This is a genomic window from Bradyrhizobium genosp. P, from assembly GCF_049949265.1.
Lineage (GTDB): Bacteria > Pseudomonadota > Alphaproteobacteria > Rhizobiales > Xanthobacteraceae > Bradyrhizobium.
The window spans coordinates 652335-679003 of sequence record NZ_CP188195.1 but is presented as its reverse complement, the minus strand read 5'-3'; the positions used below and the strand labels follow the sequence as shown (position 1 = coordinate 679003).

Here is a 26669-nt window from a genome sequence, read left to right as displayed (position 1 = left end):
GCCGATCATCGCCGCGGCGCCGCATTTTGTCGCCGCCTTTGATGCCGCATGCGTCGATCCGGCTGACCTTGATTGGACATGATCTTTTCGGAAAATCGGTGCCCACTTTTCCGGATCATGCGCACCGAGGGCAGCCATGCAGCGGCGTTTATGGACAATTAGCCGTCAGCCTCTATTTTCGGCGCGCCCTGCCGGGCCATAGGAAACAGGGTTTTCTGAGAGATGGTCGACGTTCTGGCTGCACCGCAGCAAACGAAAGCCGACAGCGCGCTGCGCACGCTGACGGGGATTTCGGTCGCGCATTGGGTCAGCCATTTCCATATTTTCGTGTTGCCGATGCTGTTTCCGTTCCTGAAGCAGCAGCTTGGCGTCGGCTACATCGAGCTCGGCTTTGCGCTCACGATTTTCGCGGTCACCTCCGCCCTGACCCAGGCACCGATCGGCTACCTCGCCGACCACATCGGCGCGCGCAAGATCCTGCTCATCGGGCTGACCGTCGGCGGCTGTGCGCTGATCCTGCTCGGCCTGCATCTGAGCTATCCGGCGCTGATCGTCAGCGCCATCCTGCTCGGCCTTGCCAACAGCGTCTATCACCCGGCCGATTACGCGATCCTGTCGGCGCATATGGACGAGGCGCGGATGGGCCGCGCCTTCTCGATCCACACCTTCGCCGGTTTCCTCGGCGGCGCGGTGGCGCCTGCGGTCATGGCGGCGCTGGTCGCCTCGATCGGCGGCCTCGGCGCCTTGATCGTGGCCGGCGCGATCGGCCCGCTGGTGGCGCTGTTCCTGATCGTGCTCGGCATCCCCGATGCCGGCGCGAATAAGGGCAAAGCACAAGACGGCAAGGCAAAGACCAGCGTGCTCACGCCTGCGCTCATGGTGCTGACGCTCTTCTTCATGCTGCTCAGCCTGTCGAATGCCGGGATCAACAATTTCGGCGTGGTCGCGCTGATGAGCGGCTATGGCACATCGTTCTCCTCCGCCAATATCGCGCTGACCGCGTTCCTCGGCGCCAGCGCCGTGGGCGTGCTCGCCGGCGGCTATCTCGCCGACCGTACCGAGCGCCACAGCCAGGTCGCCGCGGCCTGCTTTGGCATCAATGCCGGGCTCGTGCTTCTCATCGCGCTGGCTAGTCTGCCCCCGGTGGTGCTCACGCTGGCGATGGGGCTCGCCGGGTTCCTCGGCGGCGTGATCGCGCCATCCCGCGACATGATGGTGCGCAACGCCGCACCGGCCGGGGCCGCGGGCCGCGCCTTCGGCATCGTCTCCACCGGCTTCAATTTCGGCGGTATCGTCAGCCCGCTGCTGTTCGGCTGGATCATGGACCAGCACATGCCGCATTGGGTGTTCGGCGCCTCCGTGGTCTTCATGGTGCTGACCGTGCTGCTGGCGCTGGTCACCGAGCGCAAGCCCGCCCAAATTCCCGTGACCGCCTAGCAGCCGGGCGCTTCGCGCGTTTCTCCACGCGAAACACTGATGTAGCGCATTCCAGAGCTTCATCCCCGGCGGTTGACAGCATCAGGGGGTCACCCATGATGCACGGCAACAAGAACAGCCACGGGATGACGCGCCATGACCTCGACCCCAGACCTCGTGATCCGCGGCGGCAATATCGCCGACGGCAAGGGCGGCGATCTCTATGAAGCCGATGTCGCCATCACCGGCGGCCGCATCGCCGAAGTCGGCAAGGTGTCGGCCAAGGGCAAGGAAGAGATCGACGCCAAGGGCAAACTGGTGACGCCCGGCTTCGTCGACGTCCACACCCATTACGACGGCCAGGTGACCTGGAGCCACGACATCACGCCGTCGTCGCAGAACGGCGTCACCACGGCGATCATGGGCAATTGCGGCGTCGGCTTCGCGCCCTGCCGGCCGAGCGATCACGTCAGGCTGATCCAGCTGATGGAAGGCGTCGAGGACATTCCGGAGCCGGTGCTGAGCGCCGGCATCCCCTGGGCATGGGAAAGCTTCCCCGACTATATGGAATGGCTGTCGAAGCGCAATTTCGACATGGATATCGGCGCGCAACTACCGCACGCGGCGCTGCGCGTCTATGTGATGGGCGAGCGCGGCGCGCGCCGCGATCCCTCCACGCCAGACGACAACAAGGCGATGGCGGCATTGGCGAGCGACGCGGTCCGATCCGGCGCGCTGGGATTTTCCACCTCGCGCACCCTGAACCACCGCACCTCCACCGGCGATTACACGCCAACCTTGAAGGCCGGCGAAGACGAACTGACCGCGATTGCCGGCGCGATGCATGGCGCCGGCCGCAGTGTGTTCCAGTTTGTGCTCGATCTCTCCACCCTCAACGAAGATCTGCCGATGATGCTGCGGGTGGCCGAGACCACCAGGATTCCGGTGTCATTTTCGATCACGCAGAACGACAAGGCGCCGCAGCGCTGGCGGCAGACGCTTGACACCATCGCCGAAGCCTCGAAACGCGGCCTGTCGATCACGGCGCAGATCGCCGCGCGCCCGGTCGGGCTGATGCTCGGGCTGGAATTGTCGCGCAACCCGTTCCAGACGCATCCGAGCTACAAGGCGATTGCCCATCTGCCGCTGGCGGAACGGCTGGCGCGGCTGCGGCAGCCTGAACTGCGCGCCGCGATCCTGGGCGAACATGCGACCGCGACCGACGATCCGCTGTTCTTCCGGCCGAACTACGACAAGATGTATCTGCTCGGCAATCCGCCGGACTACGAACAGCCGCCGGAAAATACCTTGGGCGCACAGGCCCGCCGCCGCGGCGTGCAGCCGGAGAGCCTCGCCTATGACGCGATGCTGACCGACGAAGGCCGCGGCATGCTCTACGTGCCGTTCCTCAACTATGCCGACGGCAATCTCGACGCGACGCGCGAGATGTTGCGCGATCCGAATGCGGTGCCCGGCCTTTCCGACGGCGGCGCGCATTGCGGCATCATCTGCGACGCCAGCTTCCCGACCTATTTGCTGACGCACTGGACCCGCGACCGCAGCCGCGGCGAAAAGCTCTCGATCCCGTTCGTGGTCGCAGCGCAGTCACGCAAGACCGCGCTGTCAGTCGGCCTTACCGACCGCGGCGTGATCGCGCCGGGCTTCAAGGCCGACGTCAACGTGATCGACTACGACCACCTGCATCTGCATCCGCCGAAGGTGCATTACGATCTTCCGGTCGGCGGCCGCCGCCTGCTGCAGCAGGTCGACGGCTATGAGGCGACCATCGTGTCGGGCGTGGTCACCCAGCGCGACGGCAAGTCCACCGGCGCGCGGCCGGGCAAGCTCGTGCGCGGCGCGCAGGGGATGCATTGAGAATAACTCGGCTCGTGCCGCAAGCTCCCGCTTATCCCCTTGTGGGAGAAGCGAAGTCGCGCAAGCGGCAGAGGTAAAGTCCCCAATCCTTACGTCGGCGAGACCGCGCCCTTGATCGCGTCAGCCCGATCCGTCGACCCGGTCAGCCGCGCGCGCTCGGTATTGGGCCACAGCAGCAGCAGGCCGATCACGCCGGAGCCCGCCATGATGGCGGCGTTGATGGTGAAGCCCGTCATGTAGCCCGCCATCGCCGCGCCGGCATGCTGGATCACGTTGCCCATCACCATCGGCGCCATGATGCCGGAGAGCGTGTACAGCGCACCGTAGATTGCGATCACGGCGCCGCGCTGCGACACCGGCGTGAACTCGCCGAGCATTGGTGGGCAGACCACGTAGATCGAACCGCACAGTCCGGAGCCGATCACCAGCAGTGCGATCATCAGCCCGCCGGGCGCGACATAGGGCAGCGTGGCGAGAATGCAGCCGCCGACAATCAGCGGCACGGAGCCGAGTACGCCGCGCGCGCCGCGGGTCGTGAAGCCGCGCGCCAGCATCAGCTGAGAAATCCAGCCGGTGAGAATCACGATCGTCGCACCGAAGATCCAGGGCAGGATCGAGACGAAGCCGGCCTGCTGCTGCGAGAAGCCGAGCCCTTCGATGATGAAGGACGTGAACCAGGTCAGCCCGAGCGACAGCGCCCAATAGGCGCCGAAGGTTGCAACGACGCAGCCGACGAAGGTCCGCGATGTCAGCAGCTTCCAATAGGGAATCCGCCGCTCGTTGGCGGCGACCGCGGCGGTCGGCACCAGCGGCCCTTCCTTGCCGAGCGCGAACCAGGCGACGGCCCAGATCAGCCCGACGATGCCGAGCGCGCCGAACGCATGATGCCAGCTGTGATTGACGATGACCCAGTTCAGCGCGGGCACGGCGAGGATCACGCCGAACGCCGAGCCCTGCGACAGGATCGCGGTCGGCAGCGTGCGCTTCTCGTCCGGGAACCATTTGTAGATGGCGTGCGCGGCGACCGAGAACGCCGGCCCCTCGCCGGCGCCGAGGATGATGCGGCAGATCACGAGCGTCGTGAAGCTGACGGCGCCGAGCATCGGAAACTGCGCCAGCGACCAGATGATCGCGAGGATCAGAAGGACCCATCGCGTCGAAGCACGGTTGACGATGAAGCCGACCACGATCGCCGAGATCGAGAACAGCAGGAAGAAGGACGATCCGAGATCACCGAATTGCTCCTGGGTGAGCCCCAGTTCGGTCTTGATCGGGACACCGGCAAGCCCGACCACGATCTTGTCCGCAAAATTCACCACCATGTACAGGAACAGGAGGAAGGTGATCTTCCAGGCGCCCTTCGGTGTCTCCATGGGCGTCGGTTGCGTGATCATGTCTTTCTCCCCGTCGTAGCGTTATGGCTCTGTGAAATCGGCCCCTGCCGGGACGCTAGCCACGGCTTGCTGCGCAACGCAACACCGCATTTCCGCGGGAGCGGGGTGGCCGGCATGGCACGATCCTCGGCAATTTCGCGTCCACGGCGATCGATCACGATCGTGTCGCCGCAGGATTGAAATTCGTGATCTGGCATGGTCCACCTGCTATCCTCGTGACCATCACAATCCGGGATTGCCTGATGAACCGACCGATCCTTCCCCGCGCGGCCATGGGCACTACGCTTGCGGCCGTTGCGCTGCTCATCGCGCAGTGAGGTGCGGCCATCGCCTTCCCCGACCCAACTGCCCTGCTCCGCGTCACCGGGCTGACCAAGAGCTATCGCACTGCCGGCGAGGATGTCGCGGTGCTGCGCGGCATCGATCTCTCCATCGCGACCGGCGAGAGCGTGGCGCTGACCGGCGAGTCCGGCAGCGGCAAGAGCACGCTGCTGCATCTGATCGCGGGGCTCGACGCCGCCGACAGCGGCGAGATCAAGCTTGCCGACACGCTGGTCTCGGGGCTCGGCGACGCCGGACGCGCGGAGTTGCGCCGTGACCGGCTCGGCCTGGTGTTTCAGCAATTCAACCTGATCCCGAGTCTGACGGTCGCTGACAATCTCATGTTCCAGTCGCGCATCGCGGGAAGACACGATGCTGTCTGGCATGACGAACTGGTCGATCGTCTTGGTCTCGGAGCGTTCCTGAAGCGCTATCCCGAGCAATTGTCCGGCGGCCAGCAGCAGCGCGTTGCGATCGGTCGCGCGCTCGCGCCGAAGCCGCTGTTGCTGCTCGCGGACGAGCCGACCGGCAATCTCGACGAGGACACCGCCGGCGAGGTGCTGCGGCTGGCGCGCGATCTGGTTGTTCGCACCGGCTGCGGCTTCTTGATGGTCACCCACAGCGCCAGGCTTGCCGCGACGCTCGACCGCCGGGTCAATTTGCATGCCGGGGTGATCGCGTGATCGGAGCGTTTTCGAGCGAAGTGGGCACCGGTTCGCGTGAAGAAAGCGAATCAAAGCAAAAATCTGGAGTCCCGTTCCGATTCAATCGGAACGGAAAAGGCTCCAGGGCGCTGTGGATCCTCGCCGTGCTGCTCAGCCACTGGCGGCGGCATCCGATGCAGCTCGCCACGCTCTTGATCGGGCTGATCTCGGCGACCGCGCTGTGGAGCGGCGTCCAGGCGCTGAACCAGCAGGCGCGCACCGCCTATGACCGTGCCGCCGCCACCTTCGGCGGTGCGCGCACCGCGATGCTGGTGGGTAAGGACAGCACGACGTTTCCGCAACAAATGTTCGTCGACCTGCGCCGCGCCGGCTGGCCGGTGTCGCCGACGCTGGAGGGCCGCGTTCAGATCGATGGCCGCAGCTACCGCCTGCTCGGCGTCGAGCCGGTGACCTTGCCCGCCGAGGTCGGCAGCGCGCCGGCGGTCGGGCGAGGCAGCCTGCAATCCTTCGTCACGCCGCCCGGCGAAATGCTGGTGGCGCCGGAGACGCTGCGCGATCTCGCGCTCGGCGAAGGCGCGAGGCCGCAGGCGAACGGCATCGCGTTGCCGCCGCTGCGCCTGCAGCCGGAGCTCGCGCCCGGCGTGCTGGTCGTCGATATCGGGATCGCGCAAACCATCTTGAAGCTGCCGGATCAGGCGTCGCGGCTATTGATCGGCAAATCGAAAGCGCCGCGGGCGTCACTGGAAAGTGTCGCAGGCGACAAGCTCCGTCTGGTCGAGCCGAGCACGGAGAGCGATCTCGAACGCCTGACCGACAGTTTCCATCTCAATCTCACGGCATTCGGCCTGCTGTCGTTCTTCGTCGGCCTATTCATCGTCAACTCGGCGATCGGGCTTGCCTTCGAGCAGCGGCTGCCGATGTTGCGCACGCTGCGCGCCTGCGGTGTCTCGGCGCGGATGCTCAACACCGTGCTGGTCATCGAGCTGGTGTCGCTAGCGCTGATTGCCGGCCTGATCGGACTGGTTTGTGGTTATGTCATTGCGGCGGCCTTGCTGCCCGATGTCGCCGCATCGCTGCGCGGGCTCTATGGCGCGCAGATCCCCGGACAGCTCTCGCTCCGGCCCGCATGGTGGCTGGCCGGCGTCGCCATCAGCATCCTGGGCGCGCTCGCCGCAGCCGCAGCCAGCTTGACCAAGGCAATCCGGATGCCGGTACTGACGACAGCGCAGCCGCAGGCCTGGCAACAGGCGCAACGGCGCTGGCTGCTGTTCCAGAGCGCCGCGGCGCTCGCGGTGTTCGCGGTCGCCGCGGGCCTGATCTGGTTCGGCGATTCCCTGATCGCAGGCTTTGCCGTGCTCGCCGCGATCATGCTGGGCGCCGCGCTGATCCTGCCGATGATCCTCGAGATCGCGCTGGCGCTCGGCGAGCGCAGCGCGCGAAACCCGGTCGGCATCTGGTTCTGGGCCGACAGCCGCCAGCAATTGTCTGGATTGTCGCTGGCGCTGATGGCGCTGTTGCTCGCGCTTGCGGTCAATGTCGGCGTCGGCACCATGGTGGACAGCTTCAGCCGCACCTTCCTGGTTTGGCTCGACGGCAGGCTCGCCGCCGACGTCTATGTCAGTGCCGCAAGCGACGCGCAGGCGACTGAGATCAAGGCGTGGCTGCGCGACCGGCCCGAGGTCGAGGCTGTCCTGCCCGGCGGACGCGCCGATACGCAATTCGCGGGCGCGCCGATCGAGGTGCTCGGCCTGCCGGACCACGCCACCTATCGCGACAATTGGCCGTTGCTCGATCAGGCTCCGAACGTCTGGGTCAGGCTGCGCCCCGGTGACACCTGTCTGGTCAGCGAGCAACTGTCGCGGCGGATGAAGCTTTCGATCGGCGACCATATCGAGGTAGCCGCCCCCGGCGGCAACTGGCCGCTCGAGATCGTCGGCATCTATGCCGATTACGGCAATCCCAAGGGCCAGATCGCGGTCAACTTCGCCGCGCTGACGCGACGCTTCCCGCAAACGCCGCTGACGCGGATGGGCCTGCGCGTTCCGCGGGACAAGATCCCGGCGTTGATATCGGCGCTGCAAGAAAAGTTCGGCCTCGACGACCGCAACGTCGCCGACCAGGCGACGATGAAGGCGGAATCGAAACGGATCTTCAACCGCACCTTTTCGGTGACCGCGGCGCTCAACGCCTTCACGCTGGGTGTCGCCGGCATCGCGCTGCTGACCAGCCTGCTCACGCTCGCCAATTCGCGGCTGCCGCAGCTCGCGCCGCTGTGGGCGATCGGCCTGACGCGGCGGCGGCTCGCCGCGCTCGAACTGCTGAAGACCATGGCGGTCGCGCTGATCACGGCATTGTTCGCGCTGCCGCTCGGCCTGCTGGTCGCGTGGTGCCTGCTTGCCATCGTCAACGTCAAGGCGTTCGGCTGGCGGCTGCCGTTCCACGTGTTCCCGCTACAGCTGATCGAGTTGCTCGCGGTAGCGCTGGTCGCCGCGCTCTGTGCGGCAGCCCTCCCGGTCGCTAGACTGGCGCGCATGCAACCGGCCAGCCTGATCAGGATTTTCGCCAATGAGCGCTAGCGGCACCATCACGCGCCGCGGCTTCGCCGGCGGCGCGCTGTCGCTTGCGCTTGGCGGCAAGAGTTACGCGCAGGGCTTTGCCGGCCTCGGCGAGAACGCCGACGGATTCGCAACCGTCACGCCGGGCAGACAGTTCGTGTTTCCGGCCGACCACGGCCCGCATCCGCAATTCAGGATCGAGTGGTGGTATGTGACAGCGAACCTGTCCGATGCCGGTGGCGCAGCCTATGGCGCGCAGTGGACCTTGTTCCGGCAGGCGATGAAGCCAGGGCCACCGATCGAGGGCTGGGCCAATCAGCAGGTCTGGATGGGCCATGCCGCCGTCACCAGCGCAGCGGCGCATCACGTCGGTGAGACGCTTGCGCGCGGCGGCGTCGGGCAGGCCAATGTCGAGGCGGTGCCGTTTCAGGCCTGGATCGACGCTTGGCAGATGCGCGGGCTCGACGGCTTCAACGCACAGACCGTCGCGCCGCTCGAACTGAAGGCTTCCGCTGCCGATTTCAGCTACGCGCTGCGCCTCGATGCCGACCGTTCGCTGGTGCTCCAAGGCGATCATGGCTACAGCCGCAAATCCGATCGCGGACAGGCGTCCTATTATTACAGCCAGCCGTTCTTCAAGGCGTCCGGCCGCATCGTCATCGACGACAAGCCGACCGAGGTCACCGGCCGTGCCTGGATGGACCGCGAATGGAGCAGCCAGCCGTTGGCCTCCGACCAGACCGGCTGGGACTGGTTCTCGTTGCATCTGCCCAACGACGAGAAGCTGATGCTGTACCGGCTGCGCCAGAAGGACGGCCGGGAAAACCTGTTCGGCAACTGGATCACATCAGACAGCCACTCGACCGAGATCGCCGCTGCTGGCAACAGCATCGTTCCGACGGCGACCACGGAGATCGACGGCCGCAAGCTGCCGACATCGTGGCGCGTGAACCTGCCTGCGCGCGGCCTTGCCATCGAGACCACGCCGCTTAATCCGAAGAGCTGGATGGGCACCAGCTTCCCCTATTGGGAAGGCCCGATCCGCTTCACCGGCAGCCACAATGGAATCGGCTATCTCGAGCTGACGGGATATTGAGAACAACAACGAGGGACGCCTGAGAGATGTATCACTACACGGCTATCGTCACCTGCCTTGCCGTCGCATTCTATCTCTACACTTCGATCGAGGTGTCGCGCGCCCGCGCCCGCTATGGCGTCAAGCTGCCGGCCATCACAGGCAATCCGGATTTCGAGCGTGTCTTTCGCGTCCAGATGAACACGCTGGAATGGCTGCCGATCTTCCTGCCGTCGCTGTGGCTGTTCGCGATCTATCTCGGCGATCTCGGCGCCGCAGCGCTCGGTGTCATCTGGGTCATCGGCCGCATCTTCTATCTCATCGGCTATCGCTCGGCGGTGGCCAAACGCAGCCCCGGATTTGCGATTCAGGCGCTGGCCTGCATCGCCCTGTGGGTTGGCGCACTGGGCGGCGCGGTGTGGCGGCTCGTGCATTGAGAACGCAATCGCGGCCACACATTCCGCCGTCGTCCCGGCGAAGGCCGGGACCCAGAACCACAGGGTCGAGTTTTGCGAAAGCTGGGGCCCCAGCGTTGCGCGACAACCAAGCGCGGTGGTTGGGTCCCTGCTTTCGCAGGGACGACAGTGGTGTTGTTTCACGAGCTGCGCGCCACGTCAGCAATGCCTCACTTCGTCAGCGGGCAGCCGCTGTCCTTGGCCGAAGGGAAGGCCTGATCACCGGGCACCACGGCGAGCTGCTTGTAGTAATCCCACGGCTTCTTCGACTCCGAGGGTTTCTTGACCTCGAACAGATACATGTCGTGCACCATGCGACCATTCGCCAGCACCTTACCCTGCGCGAAGGCATCATCCACCGGCAGCTCCTTCAGCTTCTTGGCCACTGCCTCGCTGTCCTTGGTGCCGGCGGCCTTCACCGCCTTCAGATAGCTCAGCGTCGCCGAATAGGTGCCGGCATGGATCATGCTTGGCATCCGTCCGGTGCGCTTGAAGAAGCGCTCGGAGAAGGCGCGGGTCTTGTCGTCGTGATCCCAGTAGAATCCTTCGGTCAGCACCAGGCCCTGCGCGGCCTCGAGCCCGAGGCCGTTGACCTCGGCAAGCGTCATCAGCAGACCGGCGAGCTTCTGGCCCTGCTTGACGATGCCGAATTCGGCCGCCTGCTTGATCGAGTTGGTGGTGTCCTGGCCGGCATTGGCAAGGCCGACGATCTTGGCTTTCGAGCTCTGCGCCTGCAGCAGGAAGGAGGAGAAGTCCGACGAGTTGAGCGGAACGCGGACCGATCCGAGCACCTTGCCGCCGGCGGCGGTGACGACCTCGCTGGTGTCCTTTTCCAGCGCATAGCCGAACGCATAGTCGGCGGTCAGGAAGAACCAGCTATCACCGCCCGCTTTCGTCAACGCACCACCGGTGCCGACCGCCAGCGCGTGGGTGTCGAACGCCCAATGGAAGCCGTAGGGTACGCAGGAAGCGCCTGTTATCGCCGAGGTCGCGGCACCCACCACGATGTCGATCTTCTTCTTTTCATTCGACAGCCCCTGCACCGCGAGCGCGACCGACGACGTCGTCAGCTCGGTGATCATGTCGACGTTGTCGGCGTCATACCAGCGGCGCGCGATCGAGACGGCGAGATCGGGCTTGTTCTGGTGATCGGCGGTGACCATTTCGATCTTGTGGCCGAGCACCTCGCCGCCGAAATCCTCGATCGCCATCTTCGCGGCCTCGACCGAATATTTGCCGCCATAGTCGGCATAGACGCCGGACTGATCGTTCAGGATACCGATCTTGACGCCCTGCGCCGAGGCCGGCACCGCGAGCAGCAGGCTGCATGCCGCGACGGCGGCCAAATATCCCGATCTCATTTATGTTCTCCCAGCAGCATCTATCAGGAAAAATCGGCGCGACATTATTTTATAACCCCGCGCCTGCCCATCGATTTCCGATCGGCCAATAGTATGGGCCGTCTCCCGGCTCGTTCGCGCGAGCCTCCCACGCGCGTCGTCCTGGCGAAAGCCAGGACCTATAACCACCGAATCTGATTGGAAGCGGGAGAGTGGCCCCCGCGTCTCGCAACAAACAAGCAGTTGGGGTAATGGGTCCTTGCTTTCGCCAGGACGACGCTGAACTCACCCCGCTGCCGACGCCGTCGTCTCAACCGGCTTCGCCTCTTTCTTCCCCTCGGCCAGATTGCGCACCACCACGTAGAAGATCGGCGTGAACACCAGGCCGAACAGCGTGACGCCGAGCATGCCGAAGAACACGGCGACACCGACCGCCTGCCGCATCTCCGAGCCAGAGCCGGTCGACAGCACCAGCGGCAGCACGCCGAGGATGAAGGCGAACGACGTCATCAGGATCGGCCGCAGGCGAAGTCGGCAGGCGTCGATCACCGCCTCCAGCCGCGGCTTGCCTTCGAGCTCGATGTCGCGCGCGAACTCGACGATCAGGATCGCGTTCTTGGCGGCAAGCCCCACCAGCACCACGAAACCGATCTGGGTCAGGATGTTGACGTCCTGCCCCATGATGCGCACGCCGATGGTCGCCGCAAACAGGCACATCGGCACGATCAGGATCACCGCAAAGGGCAGCGTCCAGCTGCCATATTGCGCGGCCAGCACGAGAAACACGAACAGCACGCAGATCGGGAACACGTAGAGGCCGGCACTGGCGCCGTTGACCTGCTGGTAGGACAGGTCGGTCCAGTCATAGGCGAAGCCCGACGGCAGCGTCTCGTCCGCCAACCGCTTCATGGTGTCGATCGCAGTGGCCGAGCTGGTGCCGGGCAGCGTGTCGCCTTGCAGCTCGGAGGCCGGATAGAGGTTGTAGCGCGCGACACGGTCGGGCCCCGAGACGTTCTTGAAGTCCACGATGCTGCCGAGCATCACCATGTCGCCGGCGGCGTTGCGGGTGCGCAGCCGCGCCAGATCGGTGGTCTCCTTGCGGAACGGCAGGTCGGCCTGCGCGGTGACGTGATAGGTGCGCCCGAACAGATTGAAGTCATTGACATAGGTCGAGCCGAAATAGGTCTCGATGGTGTCGGTGACGTTGGCGATGGCAACGCCGAGCTTCTGCGCCTTGACGCGGTCGATATCGACGAACACCTGTGGCGTATTCGCCGTATAGGGCGAGAACACCGACGTCAGGCCCGGCGCCTTGCGCGCGGCACCGACGAGTTCGTCGGTCGCGGAGGCGAGCAATTCGGGTCCGCGGCCCTGGCGGTCCTGGATGCGCATCGCGAAGCCGCCACCGGTGCCGATGCCGGGCACGGCGGGCGGCGGGATCACGATGATGAAGGCACCCTGGATCGCGGCGAGCCGCTTGCGCAGCTCGTTGGTGATCAGGGTCGCGCTCAACCCCTTCTTCGCCCGCGCTTCGGGGTCATCGAACACCGGGAACAGCGCCGCGGCGTTGCTCGCCTGCGTTCGCGTCGCGCCTGAGAAGCCGGCAAAGGACGGCACGCGGACGACGCCGGGCACATCAAGTGCGATCTGCTCGATCTGCTTCACGATCTCGGTGGTGCGCGTGAGCGACGCCGCGCCGGGGAGTTGCACCGAGACGATGACGTAGCCGCGGTCCTGCGCCGGGATGAAACCTTGCGGCGTCGTCGCCAGCAGCCAGCCGGCGCTGCCGATCAGAACCAGATAAAGCAGCAGCATCACCACCGAATGCCGGATCACAAAGGACGCGGCGGCAGCGTAGCCATGGGACAGACGATCGAAGATGCGGTTGAACACGCCGGTGAAGGCGGACCAGCCGCGCGCGATCACGTTCCAGCGCGCCGGCGGCCGCTTGTCCTCATGCGGAACCAGGATCTGCGAGGCGAGCGCCGGCGATAGCGTCAGCGAGCAGAAGCAGGAGATCGCGGTCGCCACCGCGATGGTGACGGCGAATTGCTGGAAGAACTGCCCGGAGATGCCGCCGAGGAAGGCGGTCGGCACGAACACCGCGCATAGCACCAGGGCGATCGAGACCAGCGCGCCGCCGACCTCCTCCATGGTCTTGAGCGCCGCATCGCGCCGGCTCAGCCCATGCTCGAGATGCCGCTCGACATTCTCGACCACCACGATCGCGTCATCGACCACGATGCCGACCGCCAGAACGAGGCCGAACAAAGTGAGGTTGTTGATGCCAAAGCCGAGCGCCGCCATCACCGCGAAGGTGCCGACCAGCGACACCGGGATCGCGATGATCGGGATGATCGCGGGCCGCCAGCCCTGCAGGAACACCAGCACCACCACGACCACGAGGATCATCGCCTCATAGATGGTCTTGATCAGTTCATGGATCGACTGGGCGATGAACTCGGTCGGGTTGTAGCCGATGTTGTAGTCGAGGCCCTTGGGGAAGCTCGCCTTCAGCTTCGCCATGGTGTCGTAGATACTCTTGGAGGTCGCGAGCGCATTGGAACCCGGCCGCTGCGTCACCAGCATCGCCACCGCCGACTTCTTCAACAGGAAGCTGTTGGTGGTGTAGGCCAGCGCGCCGAGCTCGATCCGGGCGACGTCTCGCAACCGTACGGTGCGGCCGTCGCTGCCGGCCTTGACCACGATATTCTCGAATTGCGACACATCCTTCAGACGCCCGGTAAAGGCGAGATTCGGTGAAAAGGCACGGTCCGAGATCGGCGGCTCCGCGATCTGGCCGCCGGCGATCTGCAGGTTTTGGGCCCGGACTGCCGCGATCACATCGCCCGAGGTCATGCCGAGGTTGGCGATCTTGTCGGGGTCGAGCCACAGCCGCATCGAATAGTCGCGGGCGCCGAAGATCTGGATGTCGCCGACACCGTCGAGCCGCAGCAACTGGTCGCGCACCTGCAGCAGGGCATAGTTCGAAATGTAGAGCTGGTCGAACGTGTCATCCGGCGACAGCATGAACACGACGAGAAGGATGTCCGGCGAGTTCTTCTGCGTGGTGACGCCATTGCGCTGCACCTCCTCCGGCAGTTGCGGCTGCGCGATGGCAACTCGGTTCTGCACCAGCACCTGGGCCTTGTCGAGGTCGGTGCCGAGCTTGAAGGTGACGGTGATGGTGAGCTGTCCGTTCGAGGTCGCCTGGCTGTAGAGATACAGCATGTCCTCGACGCCGTTGATCTGCTGCTCGATCGGAGCGGCCACGGTGTCGGACACGGTTTGCGCGGACGCGCCCGGATATTGCGTCGTGACGGTGACGGTCGGCGGCACTACCTGCGGATATTCCGAAACCGGCAGCGTGGTGTAGGCGATCGCGCCGACGATCAGCAGCACGATCGACAGCACCATCGCGAGAATGGGCTGGTTGATGGAAAGCCTGCCGAGATTCATGGCTTGGCACCTGCCGGGGGCTTGGCACCTGCCGGGGGCGTCGCAGCTGCCGGGGGCTTGGCATCCGCCATCTTCGGAGTCACCTTGGCGCCGACGCGGGCGCGCTGCAGGCCGTCGACGATCACATGGTCCTCGGCCTCGAGGCCTTCGCGGATCACCCGCAGGCCCTCATCGAGCGGTCCGAGCACGACCGGCTTGGCCTCCACCGTGTTGTCATCCTTGACCACGAACACGATCTTGCGCGACTGGTCGGTGGCGATGGCTGCATCCGGAATCAGCAGCGCCTCGTAGGGCGAAGAGCCGATCAGCCGAACGCGGCCGAACTGCCCGGGCAGGATCGAGAGATCGGTGTTCGGGACAGTTGCTCGGCTGCGCAGGGTCGCGGTCGAAACATCGAGGCGGTTGTCGAGGAAGTCCATCTTGCCCTCATGCGAGGGCTTGGTTTCGCCGGTCAGCGTCACCTCCACCGGGTTCGCCGTGTCGCGCGAGCTCGGACGTTTGCCTTCGAACCAGAGCTTGCTGTTGCGCTGATAGGTCGCCTCGTCGACGTCGAAATAGATGTAGATCGGATCGAGCGACACGATCGAGGTCAGGAGCGTCGCGCCGGTGTCGCTGCCCTGCACGAGGTTGCCGGGGGTGACCAGATGGCGGCTGACGCGGCCAGTGATCGGTGCCAGCACATGGGTGAATTCGACATTGAGCTGCGCGGCCTTCAGCGTACCCTCGGCCTGCGTCTCGGCGGCGCGTGCCGCCTGCAATGTCTGGCGGCGCTGGTCGACGGTGGATTCGGTAACCGTCTGATTCAGCGTCAGGCTCAGCGAGCGATCGAGCTCGCGCTTGGCAAGCTCGCCCCTGGCACGCGCGTCGTCGAGCTGGCCCTGGGCCTGCAACGCAACCGCCTCGAACGGGCGCGGGTCGATGGTGTAAAGCAGATCGCCGGTATGGACGATCGCGCCGTCCTTGAACTCGACGGTGTTGACGAATCCGCCGACGCGGGCGCGGATCTGAACCTCCTCGATCGCCTCGAAGCGGCCGGTGAACTCATCCCAATCGGTTACCGTGCGCTTGACCGGCTGCGCGACCGTCACCGGCGGCGGTGGAGGCGCGGCCGCCTGCGATTGCGCCTTGTCGTCGCAACCGCCGAGCGTCAGCGCAAACAGCAAGCCGATCGGCACGAGGCCGCGCCACGCAACGCTGCGCAACGAGTGGCGGTCGACGCCGTCTATCGGAGCCGGATACGCTGTTCTGTCAGTTGCAATCAATTCCGTCTCCCCCAAGGACTCGAACGTGGCAATCGAAATCGCACTGATTCGACGCCGGCAGTCATCGCAACATCGCTGCGGCGGACGTCACAGATGTGACCGCCCGCCAATTTGTTCAAGACGACCGCCGGATCGAAAAGAATAGTGACGCATTCCGAAAGCCTTGTCACGCCACGGCGGAGCGAGTCGATCGCGAGGGCCAGGATTTGAGACCGCCGAGGTCGGACAAGCTCACCTCGGAATGACAAGGGGCTGAAAATCGGCCCTTAGCGCTGATTTGCCCGACGAGGCAAGCCTCCCTAAAGAAAAATATTTCGATTTATCGGAATTTAAATCCAATGTATAGATGTGCCGTCCCACCCGATTGAGGGGCGAGCGCACGTCACGAACGCGCGGTGGGATGCGGTGGACGCCGATTGCGCAACAGACGAGTGCGCATGAAGCGGACGGTGAAGTCGTGTGGTTCCGACACCCTAGTGGCAGGTGTCCCGTCACAAGAGACTGACGTCTCTTGCTGACGGCGGTGACAAGCAAGCCTGGTCTCACCGGGGAGAGCACGTATAAGCCGTAACCCATCGCGCAGGGAAAGCCGGGTTGTTTCCGGTTACACCTGTGGTCCTACCCCGGTGCTTTTTGTTGCACCGGGCCCATGGGTGCAATCGGCACCCGGCTTTCCCTGCGCCCTCTACACAAAATGAGAGGGCGGAACGAAGAGCAAAACTCGGGCAAGTCATGTCGCGAGAATGCGCAGCCACACCCACCGCTGTCATCGCCCGGCCTTGTGCGCAATTGCGCACTGGGACCGGGCGACCCAGTACGCCGCGGCCCATCGGCTCAAGCACAACCGTCTCTGGAATACTGGATCGCCCGGTCAAGCCGGGCGACGACACTGAAAATGCGGCGACCATGACGTCCGACGACCCTGATGACGGCCCGGATTTCCTCCGCTAACCTGCCCACAACAACCGTCGGCAAGGCAGGCAAGACAAGGGAGGACAAGCGCGTGCATCGAGGCCGTGTCGTATTCGGCGCCATGGATGAGGTCGTGTTCGGACGGCCCGCCCGCGAGGCGATCGTTGAGCAGCTCGACCGGCTCGGCGCGCAACGCGCTTTCCTGATGGTTTCGGGCACGCTCAACCGCGAAACCGACGAGATCGACAAGATCCGCCAGGCGCTCGGGGCCCGCTGTGTCGGCACCTTCGACAGGATGCCGGCACATACGCCGCGCGCCGCCGTCATATCGGCGACCGAACAGGCCCGCGCCGCCAATGCCGACCTGATCGTCACCATCGGCGGGGGCTCGGTTACCGATGGCGCCAAGGCGGTGCAGCTTTGCCTCGCCAACAACGTCACCACGTCTGATGGCATCGACGCGATCCGCACTCACGGCGGCGTCTCGCCCGACATGAACGCGCCAACCGTGCGCCAGATCAGCGTGCCGACCACGATCGCCGGCGGCGAGTTCTCCTCGATCGCCGGCGTCACCAACGAGGCCAAGCGGCAAAAGGAGATGCTGCGCCATCCGCTGGTGATGCCGCGCGCCACCATCCTCGACCCGGAGCTTTCCGTGCACACGCCGGACTGGCTGTTCCTGTCGACCGGCATCCGCGCCGTCGACCATTGCGTCGAGGGCATCTGCTCACGCGAGGCGCACCCTTATGGCGATGCGCAGGCGATCAAGGGCCTCGAGATGCTGGCGCAGGGCCTGCCGCGGGTAAAGGCCAATCCGAAGGACATCAACGCACGGATGGATTGCCAGATCGGCACCTGGCTCTCGACCGGGCCGCTCGCCTCGGGCGTGCCGATGGGCGCCAGCCACGGCATCGGCTACGTGCTCGGCGCCGAGTTCGACGTGCCGCACGGCTATACGTCGTGCGTAATGCTGCCTTCGGTGATGCGCTGGAACAGCTGCGACAATGCCGACCGGCAGGCGCTGGTCGCGGCCGCGATGGGCCATCCGGGCGAAGACGCCGGCGACGTGCTCGACCATTTCATCCGCGAGCTCGGCATGCCGCGCAGCCTTGGCGATGTCCGCGTTGGCCCCGAACATTTCGACCGCATCGCAGCGCAAGCGATGCGAACGCCCTGGGTGCCGCGCAATCCGCGCAAGATCGATGGCCCGGCCCAGGTCCGCGAGATTTTGCTGATGGCCGCATAGGGAGACCCAGAGTTCGATGTACACCGGCAAGCATGCTTACCTGCGCCCGCTGCAACCCGCCTTCATCATGGCCGCGACCGGCGAAATCGTCACCTATCGTGAGCTGGAGGCGCGCAACAACCGCCTCGCGCATCTGTTCCGCCGGCGTGGAATGAAGCGGCTCGACCATTATTCGATCTTCATGGAGAACAACAACCGCTACCTCGAGGCCTGCGGCGCCGGCGAGCGCTCCGGCCTGTACTTCACCTGCGTCAACTCGTACCTCACCGCGAGCGAGCTCGCCTATATCCTCACCAACAGCCAGTCGCGCATCCTGATCACCTCGAAGCTGAAGCTCGACGTAGCGCGCGAGGCGCTGAAGGAATGCCCGCAGGTCGAGCTCTGCATCGTCGTCGATGCTGCCGGCGAGAGCGATCGCATCGTCGGACTGGAAGAAGCGACCGCCGGCCTGCCGAGCACGCCGATCGCGGATCAGTTCGCGGGTACCGCGATGCTGTATTCCTCCGGCACCACCGGCCGGCCCAAGGGTATCCTGCGGCCGCTGCCGGAGCAGCCGCCGTCGGAGAACCTGCCGCTGTTTGATTTCCTGACCAGGCTCTGGCACTACCGCGAAGGCATGGTCTATTTGTCGCCGGCGCCGCTCTATCACTCGGCGCCGCAGGCAGCGGTCAACCTCACCATCCGTATCGGCGGCACTGTCGTCATCATGGAGAGCTTTGACCCCGAGCGTTACCTCGAGCTGGTCGAAAAATGGGGCATCACCCACAGCCAGCTGGTGCCGACGATGTTCTCGCGCATGCTGAAGCTGCCCGAGGAGGTGCGCCGCCGCTACGATTTGTCATCACTCGAGATCGCGATCCATGCCGCCGCGCCCTGCCCGGCGCAGGTGAAGGACGACATGATCAAATGGTGGGGCCCGATCATCCACGAATATTATGGCGCGACCGAAGGCCTCGGCTTCACCGCCTGCAACAGCCAGGAGTGGCTTGCCCATCGCGGCACTGTCGGCAAGGTGCTGCTTGGCGATTTGCATATCCTCGACGAGAACATGCAGCCCTGCCCAAAGGGCACGGCCGGCACGGTATGGTTCAAGACGGCGACGCCGTTTGAATATTTCAACGAACCGGCCAAGACCAGCGAGTCCCGCTCGCCCGACGGCAGCATGAGCACGGTCGGCGATGTCGGGTATGTCGACGACGACAACTTCCTCCATCTCACCGACCGCGCCACCTTCATGATCATCTCCGGCGGCGTGAACATCTATCCGCAGGAATGCGAGAACCTCTTGATCACCCATCCCAAGGTCGCCGACGCCGCGGTGTTCGGCGTGCCCAATGTCGACCTTGGCGAGGAGGTGAAGGCGGTGGTGCAGCCGATCGATGGCGTCGCGCCCGGACCTGATCTCGCCGAGGAACTGATCACGTTCTGCGCGACGTCGCTGTCGCGCCAGAAGGTGCCGCGCTCGGTCGATTTCGAGGCCGAGCTGCCGCGGCTTCCGACCGGCAAACTCTACAAGCGCCTGCTGCGCGACCGCTACTGGGGCAACAAGACCTCGCGGATCGTGTGATGATTATGATGATTTCGTCATTGCCGGGCTTGACCCGGCAATCCATCGTCAGAAGGAACTCCTCTTCGATGGATGCGCGGGTCAAGCCCGCGCATGACGAGTGGAGTGAAAGACTCTGGCTTGAGAATCCGACAACAAGAACAAAACGGAGGGTTTCCTAATGGACGTGATCCCGCTGAATCCAGGCTTTGGCGCCGAACTGCGCGGCGTCACGCTCGCCGACGTCGCAGCCGATGATGCCGCCTATGCGGCGGTGCGCGCGGCGTTCGAGGAACATTCGGTGCTGGTGTTCCGCGGTCAGGAGGTCAGCGACGACCTTCAGCTCGCCTTCTCGCGCCGCTTCGGGCCGCCAGAAGTGACCAAGGTCGGCTCGATGGGCACCGGCTCGCATTTCGTGATCCTCTCGACCTTCGGCCCCGACGGCAAGGTGGTGCCGGCAGATCACCGGCAGTCGCTGCGCGCCAAGGCCAACCAGCTCTGGCACACCGACTCCTCCTTCAAGCCGGTGCCGGCGCTGACCTCGATCCTCTCGGCGCGCATCATCCCCGAGCATGGCGGCGAGACCGAATACGTCTCCATGCGGCTGGCCTTCGAGCGGCTCGACAAGGGGCTGGCGAAGCGGCTGGAGAACTCCTTTGCCTGGCACTCCTACGCGCATTCGCGCAGCAAGGTCGCCGACGGGCTCGCGACAACTGCGGAGGTGGATGCGTTGCCGCCGGTATGCTGGCGCATGGTGTGGCGCAACCCCGTCAACGGCCGCGGCGCGCTCTATCTCGCCTCGCATGCCTATGGCGTCGAGGGCATGGATACGGAGGCCGGCAAGGCGCTGATCGAGGAACTGACGGAAGCCGCGACCGCACCCGGTGTCAGCTACCTGCATCAATGGCAGCAGGGCGACGTCGTGATGTGGGACAACCGCGCCACCATGCATCGCGGCCGCCCATGGCCGGCACATGAGGGCCGCCTGATGATCCGCACCACGATCTCGGCAACGGAGGCCGACGGCGTCGCCGACGTTCGCCCGCCCTCATCGCAGGCGGCGGAGTGAATTGGGATTTCGCTGGACAAATCACATGGGCGACAAATTGTCGCTGACTGCGGGGACGTACTGCCGCCCTCGCGCCGCGTCATCCGAATTGCCAATCCCGGCGCAGCCCGCGCCGGTTGCCCGAACCCCTCACCGTGGTATCGTCGATCCCAATCGGCCACTGAGACCGAAATTCGTGGAGGGGACCATGCGGAGCGTGCGAGCGCTGGCCGTCGCGGTGTTGTCTGTGCTGGCAATCAGCGACGTATCATTGGCCGGCGAGCCGAAATCCGGCGGCATCTTCAGGATCTATCACCGCGACAGTCCGGGCAGCGCTTCGATTCATGAAGGCGCGACCTATTCGGTCAACATCCCGTTCATGCCCGTCTTCAGCAACCTCGTCATCTTCGACCAGCACATCGCGCAGAACAGCACCGACACGATCCGGCCCGAACTCGCAGAGAGCTGGGCTTGGAGCAGCGACAACAAGACGCTGACCTTCAAGCTGCGCAAGGACGTGAAGTGGCATGACGGCAAGCCGTTCACCTCGGCCGACGTCAAATGCACCTTCGACATGCTGATGGGCAAGTCGCCGCAAAAGTTCCGGCAAAACCCGCGCAAGTCCTGGTACGATCAGGTCAACGACGTCACTGTCAACGGCGACTATGAGGCCTCGTTCAACCTGAAGCGGCCGCAGCCGGCGCTGCTGTCGCTGCTCGCCTCCGGCTACACGCCGATCTATCCCTGTCACGTGTCGCCCGCAGAGATGCGCACCAAGCCGATCGGTACCGGCCCGTTCAAGTTCGTCGAGTTCAAGGCCAACGAATCGATCAAGCTCGTCAAGAACCCGGATTACTTCAAGAAGGGCCTTCCCTATCTCGACGGCATCGAGTTCACCATCATTCCGAACCGCTCGACCGCGATTCTCGGCTTCGAGTCCGGCAAGTTCGACATGACGTTCCCGACCGAAGTCTCGATCCCGCTGCTCAAGGAGGTCAAGTCGCAGGCGCCGAACGCGGTGTGCGTCGTCGAGCCGAACAACGTGTCCACCAACATCATCGTCAATTCGTCCTCGCCGCCATTCGACAATATCGACATCCGCCGCGCGCTGGCGCTGGCGCTCGACCGCAAGGCCTTCATCCAGATCATGTTCGAAGGACAGGGCGACATCGGCGGCGCCATGGAGCCGGCGCCGTCAGGTCTGTGGACCATGCCGAAAGACATGATGGAATCGATCCCCGGCTACGGCCCCGACATCGAGAAGAACCGCGAGGAAGCACGCAAGCTGATGCAGAAGGCCGGCTATGGTCCGGACAAGCACCTTCAGATCAAGGTGTCGACGCGCAACATCGCGGTCTATCGCGACCCCGCGATCATCCTGATCGACCAGATCAAAAGCATCTATATCGACGCCGAGCTCGACGTCGTCGACACCGCGCAGTGGTTCCCGAAGATCGCGCGCAAGGATTATTCCCTCGGGCTCAATCTGACCGGCAATGCCGTCGACGAACCCGATCAGTCGTTCTACGAGAACTACGCTTGCGGCTCGGAGCGGAACTATACCAATTACTGCAACAAGGACATCGAGAAGCTGTTTGATCAACAGTCGGAGGAAACCGATGTCAACAAGCGCAAGAAGCTGGTCTGGGAGATCGACAAGAAGCTGCAGGAGGACGTCGCGCGCCCGATCATCTTCTATGCCCGCACCGGTACCTGCTGGCAGCCTTACGTGAAGAACGTCACGATCATGTCCAACAGTTCCTATAACGGCTATCGCTACGAAGACGTCTGGCTGGACAAGTAGGCGAAGGCACAGATGAGATGAGACCCAGAAGGCTGGACGCGGGGCGTGCTTCACCTCTCCCATCGGGAGAGGTCGCGCCGAAGGCGCGGGTGAGGGGTCAGGCTCTATCGTGGGAGCCGCGCCCCCTCACCCGGCGCTACGCGCCGACCTCTCCCCGATGGGGAGAGGTGAACATCCCGCTCGCCCAACTTCAACCGAGTATCATTCGCTAGCGCGACGGGAGAGAGCCAGGGTGTTTGCCTATATCGTCCGGCGCCTGTTCCTGATGCTCGTGACCCTGTTCGGGATCTCGGTCATCATCTTTGTGCTGCTACGGATCGTTCCCGGCAACATCGTCGACATCCTGTTCGACGCCGCGGGCTTCGTCGATCCTGCCGACAAGGCCAATCTCGCGCGCGAGCTCGGCCTGAGCCAGCCGATCGTGATCCAGTATCTGCATTGGATCGGCGGCCTCCTGCACGGCGATCTCGGCTATTCCTATGTGTCGGAGAAGCCGGCGCTGGAGGAGATCCTGCCCCGGATTCCGATCACGGCGCGGCTCGCGGGGCTGGCGCTGTTGTTCTCCGCCTCGATCGGTATTCCGCTCGGCGTCATCAGCGCCGTGCATCAGGGCTCGCGGCTCGACTACGCGCTGCGCGTCGTCAGCCTCAGCGGCCTGTCGCTGCCGTCGTTCTGGCTCGGTCTGTTGATCCTGATGGCCTCGGTTTCGCTGTTCGGCACCATGCCAATCTTCAACCCTAACCCGGCGACCTGGCTGGAGGCGCTTACGATGTACGCCGTGCCGGCGATGGCGGTCGGCTTCCGCAGCGCGGCGCTGACGATGCGCATCACGCGCTCCTCGATGCTGGAGATCCTGCGCCAGGACTATATCCGCACCGCGCGCGCCAAGGGCGCCTCGGAAACATCGGTCAATTATCGCCATGCGCTGAAGAACGCCGTGCTGCCGGTCATCACCGTTGTTGGCATCGAGGCGGCGTTCCTGATCGGCGGCCTGATCGTGACGGAGACCGTGTTCAACATCCCCGGCATCGCCCGCTTCCTGGTCGAGGCGCTGCGCTGGCGTGACTATCCGATCGTGCAGAACCTCGTGATGCTGATCGCAGTCGTCGTCGTGGTCGTGAACTTCATCGTCGACATGCTCTATGCCGCGATCGATCCGCGCATCCGGTTCGGGGACTAGGATGGCGATCTTGGTCGAGAGCCACGCTTGCCCTTCACCTCGCCCCGCGTGCGGGGAGAGGTCGGATCGCATCGCAGATGCGATCCGGGTGAGGGGGGCTCACCACGAATCCAACTGCCACTGCGCTTGCGGAGAATCCCCCTCACCCCGACCCTCTCCCCGCAAGCGGGGCGAGGGGGAAGATATCGCTCGTCGATCGAGAGGAAACTAGCGCGTGGCAACGATCAATTTCGACAGCGAATTGCGACGCGCCGGGGCCAATGCCAGCGGCGGCTGGCGCAGGCTCGCTTTCCTGACGCAGCGCCACATGCTCGGCACGATCGGCCTCGTCATCATGCTGCTGTTCGTCTGGATGGCGATTTCCGCCGACCTGATCTGCCGTTACGACCCGCTGAGTGTCGATTCCGCGCATCGCCTTGCCGCACCCTCTGCGGTTCACTGGTTCGGCACCGATTCGTTCGGCCGCGACGTCTGGAGCCGCATCGTTCATGGTGCCCGGATCTCGCTCGCGGTCGGGATCGGCTCCACGGCGCTAGGCGCCTCGATCGGCGTGATGGTGGGGCTCGCTTCCGGCTATCTCTCCGGCTGGGTCGACCTCGTGTTCCAGCGCGTCACCGACATCCTGCAATCGCTGCCGCTACTGGTGCTCGCGCTGGTCATGACCGCGGCGCTCGGGCCGTCGCTGCCGAATGTGATCCTCGCGATCGCGATCCCGCTGATCCCGACGGTTTCCCGCGTCATTCGCGCCAACACACTGGCGCTGCGCGAGCAGCCCTTCGTCGAGGCTGCCAAATCGATCGGCATGAGCGAGATGCGGATCGCGCTGCGCCATGTGCTGCCGAACACGATTGCCCCCCTGATCGTGCTCGCCACCGCGCAGCTCGGCTCGACCATTCTCACCGAGGCGTCGTTGTCGTTCCTCGGCCTCGGCATTCCCGAACCCTATCCGTCCTGGGGACGGATGCTGTCGGAATCCGCCGCCGAATATGTTCGCGTCGCGCCGTGGCTGGTGATCTTCCCCGGCATTGCCATCAGCCTCGCGGTGTTCGGCACCAATCTGTTCGGCGACGCGCTGCGCGACATCCTCGATCCGAGGCAGCGCGGCTGATGAGCGAGGCATCGGCCGCAGACACGGTTCTCGACGTCAAGAACCTGCAGACGGTGTTCTTCACTAATTCCGGCCTGTTCCGCGCGGTCGACGACCTCTCGTTCTCGGTCCGCCGCGGCGAGACGCTGGCGATCGTCGGCGAATCCGGCTGCGGCAAGAGCGTCAGCGCGCTGTCGATCATGCGCCTGGTGCCGGATCCGCCCGGCCGCATCGTCGGCGGCTCGGTATTGCTCGAAGGCACCAACTTGCTCGACCTCGACGACGCCGCGATGCGCGACGTCAGGGGTAATCGGATCTCCATGATCTTCCAGGAGCCGATGACCTCGCTCAATCCGGTGATGCGGATCGGCGACCAGATCATCGAGGCGGTGCGCCTGCACCGGAAGGTGAGTTACAAGGACGCCTGGAAACAGGCCGTCGACATGCTGCGGCTGGTGCGCATTCCGGAACCGGAACGCCGCGCGCGGGAATATCCACACCAGCTCTCCGGCGGCATGCGCCAGCGCGCGATGATCGCTATGGCGCTGGCCTGCCGGCCGGCGCTGTTGATCGCGGACGAGCCAACCACCGCGCTCGATGTCACCATCCAGGCGCAGATCCTCGCGCTGATCGTCGATCTGCAGCAACGGCTCGGCACCGGGTTGATCCTGATCACCCACGACCTCGGCGTCGTCGCGCAGACCGCGCAGCGCGTGATCGTGATGTATGCCGGCAAGAAGGTCGAGGAGGCGACCGTCGAGGCGCTTTTCGAAACGCCGCTGCATCCCTATACGCGCGGGCTGATGGCCTCGATGCCGGCCGTGATCGGGCTCGGCGCCAAGACCGAGGCGCGGCTGACCGAAATTCCCGGCATGGTGCCATCGCTGACCAATCTACCGCCCGGCTGCGCCTTCGCACCGCGCTGCAAGCTCGCGATCGATCGTTGCCGCGAGGTGTATCCGCCACTGCATGAGTTTGCCGCCAATCACTGGGCCGCGTGCTGGCGCGCCGGCGAGATGATGGCGGCATCATGACCGAGCAACACCCGCTCCTCGAGGTCACCGATCTCGTCAAGCACTACGCGGTGCGCGGCGGCATTCTGCGCCGGCAGGTCGGCACCGTGCATGCCGTCGATGGCGTCAGCTTCTCGCTTGGCGCCGGCGAGACGCTCGGTCTGGTCGGCGAATCCGGCTGCGGCAAGTCGACGGTCGCACGCACCGTGCTACGGCTGGTCGAACCGACCAGCGGCGCCATCAGGCTTGATGGCGAGGACATCGCACCGCTCAGCAAGACCGCGCTGCGGCCTTACCGGCGCTCGATGCAGATCGTGTTTCAGGATCCGTTCGCCTCACTCAACCCGCGCATGACGGCGGGTGACATCGTCGGCGAACCCCTGAGCGTGCACGGGCTCGCGACGGGTGCGAAGAAGCGGGAGCGCGTCGCGGAATTGTTCCAGCAGGTCGGCTTAAGGCCTGACCAGATCAAGAATTATCCGCACCAGTTCTCCGGCGGCCAGCGCCAGCGCATCTGCATCGCCCGCGCGCTGTCGCTCGGCCCACGCCTGATCGTCTGCGACGAACCGGTCTCCGCACTCGACGTCTCGATCCAGGCGCAGGTGATCAATTTGTTGATCGACCTGCAACGCCAGCAGAATTTCTCGTACCTCTTCATTGCGCACGATCTCGCCGTCGTCGCCCACATCAGCCACCGAGTCGCGGTGATGTATCTCGGCCGCATTGTCGAGATCGCGGACAAGCACGCGCTGTTCGCCAACCCGCGACACCCTTATACACAGGCACTGCTCGCCTCGGTGCCGATCGCCGACCCCAAGGCCCGGCGGCTGGCCCCGATGATCGACGGCGATGTGCCGAGCCCGATCAATCCGCCCTCCGGCTGCGCCTTCCACACGAGATGCCGCCACGCGATCGATCGCTGCAAGGTGGAACGCCCGGCGCTGCAGGAAGCAGGCGCAGGCCATCAGGTAGCGTGCTGGCTGAATGACGGGACCGGGCGGCCGGCATGAACGTTG

General features: G+C 64.8%; 18 protein-coding genes. 14 read left to right on the top strand and 4 right to left on the bottom strand.

Annotated elements, in window-relative coordinates:
• Positions 1–222 precede the first annotated feature (222 nt).
• Positions 223–1437 carry an MFS transporter gene (locus ACP2YO_RS03290; RefSeq protein WP_426439024.1) on the top strand — a complete coding sequence of 405 codons (1215 nt, stop codon included), beginning with the start codon at positions 223–225 and terminating at the stop codon, positions 1435–1437.
• A gap of 135 nt (positions 1438–1572) precedes the next feature.
• Positions 1573–3291: an N-acyl-D-amino-acid deacylase family protein gene (locus tag ACP2YO_RS03285; RefSeq protein WP_426439022.1), complete on the top strand. Its 1719-nt coding sequence runs from the start codon at positions 1573–1575 to the stop codon at positions 3289–3291.
• Positions 3292–3380: 89 nt separating this feature from the next.
• Here ACP2YO_RS03285 and ACP2YO_RS03280 read toward each other — a convergent pair whose 3' ends face one another.
• Positions 3381–4685 carry an MFS transporter gene (locus tag ACP2YO_RS03280; RefSeq protein ID WP_426439020.1) on the bottom strand — a complete coding sequence of 435 codons (1305 nt, stop codon included), beginning with the start codon at positions 4683–4685 and terminating at the stop codon, positions 3381–3383.
• Positions 4686–5035: 350 nt separating this feature from the next.
• Between ACP2YO_RS03280 and ACP2YO_RS03275 the strand changes: the two genes are divergently transcribed.
• The 4 genes from ACP2YO_RS03275 to ACP2YO_RS03260 all read left to right on the top strand — a co-directional run bounded on the left by ACP2YO_RS03275 (position 5036) and on the right by ACP2YO_RS03260 (position 9738).
• Complete coding sequence (locus ACP2YO_RS03275; protein ID WP_426443530.1) at positions 5036–5689, top strand: ABC transporter ATP-binding protein; 654 nt, start codon at positions 5036–5038, stop codon at positions 5687–5689.
• Between the two features lie 155 nt (positions 5690–5844).
• Positions 5845–8247 carry an FtsX-like permease family protein gene (locus ACP2YO_RS03270; protein ID WP_426443529.1) on the top strand — a complete coding sequence of 801 codons (2403 nt, stop codon included), beginning with the start codon at positions 5845–5847 and terminating at the stop codon, positions 8245–8247.
• Positions 8237–9322 carry a lipocalin-like domain-containing protein gene (locus ACP2YO_RS03265; RefSeq protein WP_426439018.1) on the top strand — a complete coding sequence of 362 codons (1086 nt, stop codon included), beginning with the start codon at positions 8237–8239 and terminating at the stop codon, positions 9320–9322. The genes ACP2YO_RS03270 and ACP2YO_RS03265 overlap by 11 nt, the downstream gene beginning before the upstream one ends.
• Positions 9323–9348: 26 nt before the next feature.
• Positions 9349–9738 carry an MAPEG family protein gene (locus ACP2YO_RS03260; RefSeq protein WP_426439016.1) on the top strand — a complete coding sequence of 130 codons (390 nt, stop codon included), beginning with the start codon at positions 9349–9351 and terminating at the stop codon, positions 9736–9738.
• Positions 9739–9926: 188 nt separating this feature from the next.
• Here the strand turns inward: ACP2YO_RS03260 and ACP2YO_RS03255 are convergent, their stop codons facing one another.
• The 3 genes from ACP2YO_RS03255 to ACP2YO_RS03245 all read right to left on the bottom strand — a co-directional run bounded on the left by ACP2YO_RS03255 (position 9927) and on the right by ACP2YO_RS03245 (position 15730).
• On the bottom strand, positions 9927–11117 hold the full coding sequence (locus ACP2YO_RS03255; protein ID WP_426439014.1) for an ABC transporter substrate-binding protein: 1191 nt from the start codon (positions 11115–11117) through the stop codon (positions 9927–9929).
• 264 nt (positions 11118–11381) lie between these two features.
• Positions 11382–14555, bottom strand: a complete 3174-nt coding sequence (locus ACP2YO_RS03250) for an efflux RND transporter permease subunit (protein ID WP_426439012.1) — start codon at positions 14553–14555, stop codon at positions 11382–11384.
• On the bottom strand, positions 14552–15730 hold the full coding sequence (locus tag ACP2YO_RS03245) for an efflux RND transporter periplasmic adaptor subunit (protein ID WP_426443528.1): 1179 nt from the start codon (positions 15728–15730) through the stop codon (positions 14552–14554). Before ACP2YO_RS03245 ends, ACP2YO_RS03250 begins: the two co-directional genes overlap by 4 nt.
• Positions 15731–16820: 1090 nt before the next feature.
• On the opposite strand from ACP2YO_RS03245, the gene ACP2YO_RS03240 reads away from it, so the two are divergent.
• The 8 genes from ACP2YO_RS03240 (at position 16821) to ACP2YO_RS03205 (ending at position 26663) form a co-directional block, all read left to right on the top strand.
• Positions 16821–17975: an iron-containing alcohol dehydrogenase gene (locus tag ACP2YO_RS03240; RefSeq protein WP_426443527.1), complete on the top strand. Its 1155-nt coding sequence runs from the start codon at positions 16821–16823 to the stop codon at positions 17973–17975.
• Positions 17976–17991: 16 nt separating this feature from the next.
• Positions 17992–19542 (top strand): AMP-binding protein, encoded by a 1551-nt coding sequence (locus ACP2YO_RS03235; RefSeq protein ID WP_426439010.1) that lies wholly within the window; start codon positions 17992–17994, stop codon positions 19540–19542.
• Between the two features lie 160 nt (positions 19543–19702).
• Positions 19703–20590 (top strand): TauD/TfdA dioxygenase family protein, encoded by an 888-nt coding sequence (locus tag ACP2YO_RS03230; protein ID WP_426439008.1) that lies wholly within the window; start codon positions 19703–19705, stop codon positions 20588–20590.
• A 187-nt stretch (positions 20591–20777) separates the two neighbouring features.
• A complete protein-coding gene (locus ACP2YO_RS03225; protein WP_426439006.1) occupies positions 20778–22373 on the top strand; it encodes an ABC transporter substrate-binding protein in 1596 nt (531 codons plus the stop codon).
• Between the two features lie 232 nt (positions 22374–22605).
• On the top strand, positions 22606–23553 hold the full coding sequence (locus ACP2YO_RS03220) for an ABC transporter permease (RefSeq protein ID WP_426439003.1): 948 nt from the start codon (positions 22606–22608) through the stop codon (positions 23551–23553).
• A gap of 214 nt (positions 23554–23767) precedes the next feature.
• The gene (locus ACP2YO_RS03215; RefSeq protein WP_426439001.1) at positions 23768–24661 is read left to right on the top strand and encodes an ABC transporter permease; all 894 of its coding nucleotides are present in this window, start codon (positions 23768–23770) and stop codon (positions 24659–24661) included.
• Complete coding sequence (locus tag ACP2YO_RS03210) at positions 24661–25674, top strand: ABC transporter ATP-binding protein (protein ID WP_426438999.1); 1014 nt, start codon at positions 24661–24663, stop codon at positions 25672–25674. The genes ACP2YO_RS03215 and ACP2YO_RS03210 overlap by 1 nt, the downstream gene beginning before the upstream one ends.
• Positions 25671–26663: an ABC transporter ATP-binding protein gene (locus tag ACP2YO_RS03205; RefSeq protein WP_426438997.1), complete on the top strand. Its 993-nt coding sequence runs from the start codon at positions 25671–25673 to the stop codon at positions 26661–26663. The genes ACP2YO_RS03210 and ACP2YO_RS03205 overlap by 4 nt, the downstream gene beginning before the upstream one ends.
• Positions 26664–26669 lie beyond the last annotated feature (6 nt).

What these genes read in the sequence shown, in the direction of transcription:
- ACP2YO_RS03280 (WP_426439020.1), bottom strand. Translation starts at nt 4,685, where the DNA reads ATGATCACGCAACCGACGCCCATGGAGACACCGAAGGGCGCCTGGAAG.
- ACP2YO_RS03285 (WP_426439022.1), top strand. Translation starts at nt 1,573, where the DNA reads ATGACCTCGACCCCAGACCTCGTGATCCGCGGCGGCAATATCGCCGAC.
- ACP2YO_RS03255 (WP_426439014.1), bottom strand. Translation starts at nt 11,117, where the DNA reads ATGAGATCGGGATATTTGGCCGCCGTCGCGGCATGCAGCCTGCTGCTC.
- ACP2YO_RS03270 (WP_426443529.1), top strand. Translation starts at nt 5,845, where the DNA reads ATGCAGCTCGCCACGCTCTTGATCGGGCTGATCTCGGCGACCGCGCTG.
- ACP2YO_RS03260 (WP_426439016.1), top strand. Translation starts at nt 9,349, where the DNA reads ATGTATCACTACACGGCTATCGTCACCTGCCTTGCCGTCGCATTCTAT.
- ACP2YO_RS03265 (WP_426439018.1), top strand. Translation starts at nt 8,237, where the DNA reads ATGAGCGCTAGCGGCACCATCACGCGCCGCGGCTTCGCCGGCGGCGCG.
- ACP2YO_RS03250 (WP_426439012.1), bottom strand. Translation starts at nt 14,555, where the DNA reads ATGAATCTCGGCAGGCTTTCCATCAACCAGCCCATTCTCGCGATGGTG.
- ACP2YO_RS03205 (WP_426438997.1), top strand. Translation starts at nt 25,671, where the DNA reads ATGACCGAGCAACACCCGCTCCTCGAGGTCACCGATCTCGTCAAGCAC.
- ACP2YO_RS03225 (WP_426439006.1), top strand. Translation starts at nt 20,778, where the DNA reads ATGCGGAGCGTGCGAGCGCTGGCCGTCGCGGTGTTGTCTGTGCTGGCA.
- ACP2YO_RS03290 (WP_426439024.1), top strand. Translation starts at nt 223, where the DNA reads ATGGTCGACGTTCTGGCTGCACCGCAGCAAACGAAAGCCGACAGCGCG.
- ACP2YO_RS03210 (WP_426438999.1), top strand. Translation starts at nt 24,661, where the DNA reads ATGAGCGAGGCATCGGCCGCAGACACGGTTCTCGACGTCAAGAACCTG.
- ACP2YO_RS03230 (WP_426439008.1), top strand. Translation starts at nt 19,703, where the DNA reads ATGGACGTGATCCCGCTGAATCCAGGCTTTGGCGCCGAACTGCGCGGC.
- ACP2YO_RS03235 (WP_426439010.1), top strand. Translation starts at nt 17,992, where the DNA reads ATGTACACCGGCAAGCATGCTTACCTGCGCCCGCTGCAACCCGCCTTC.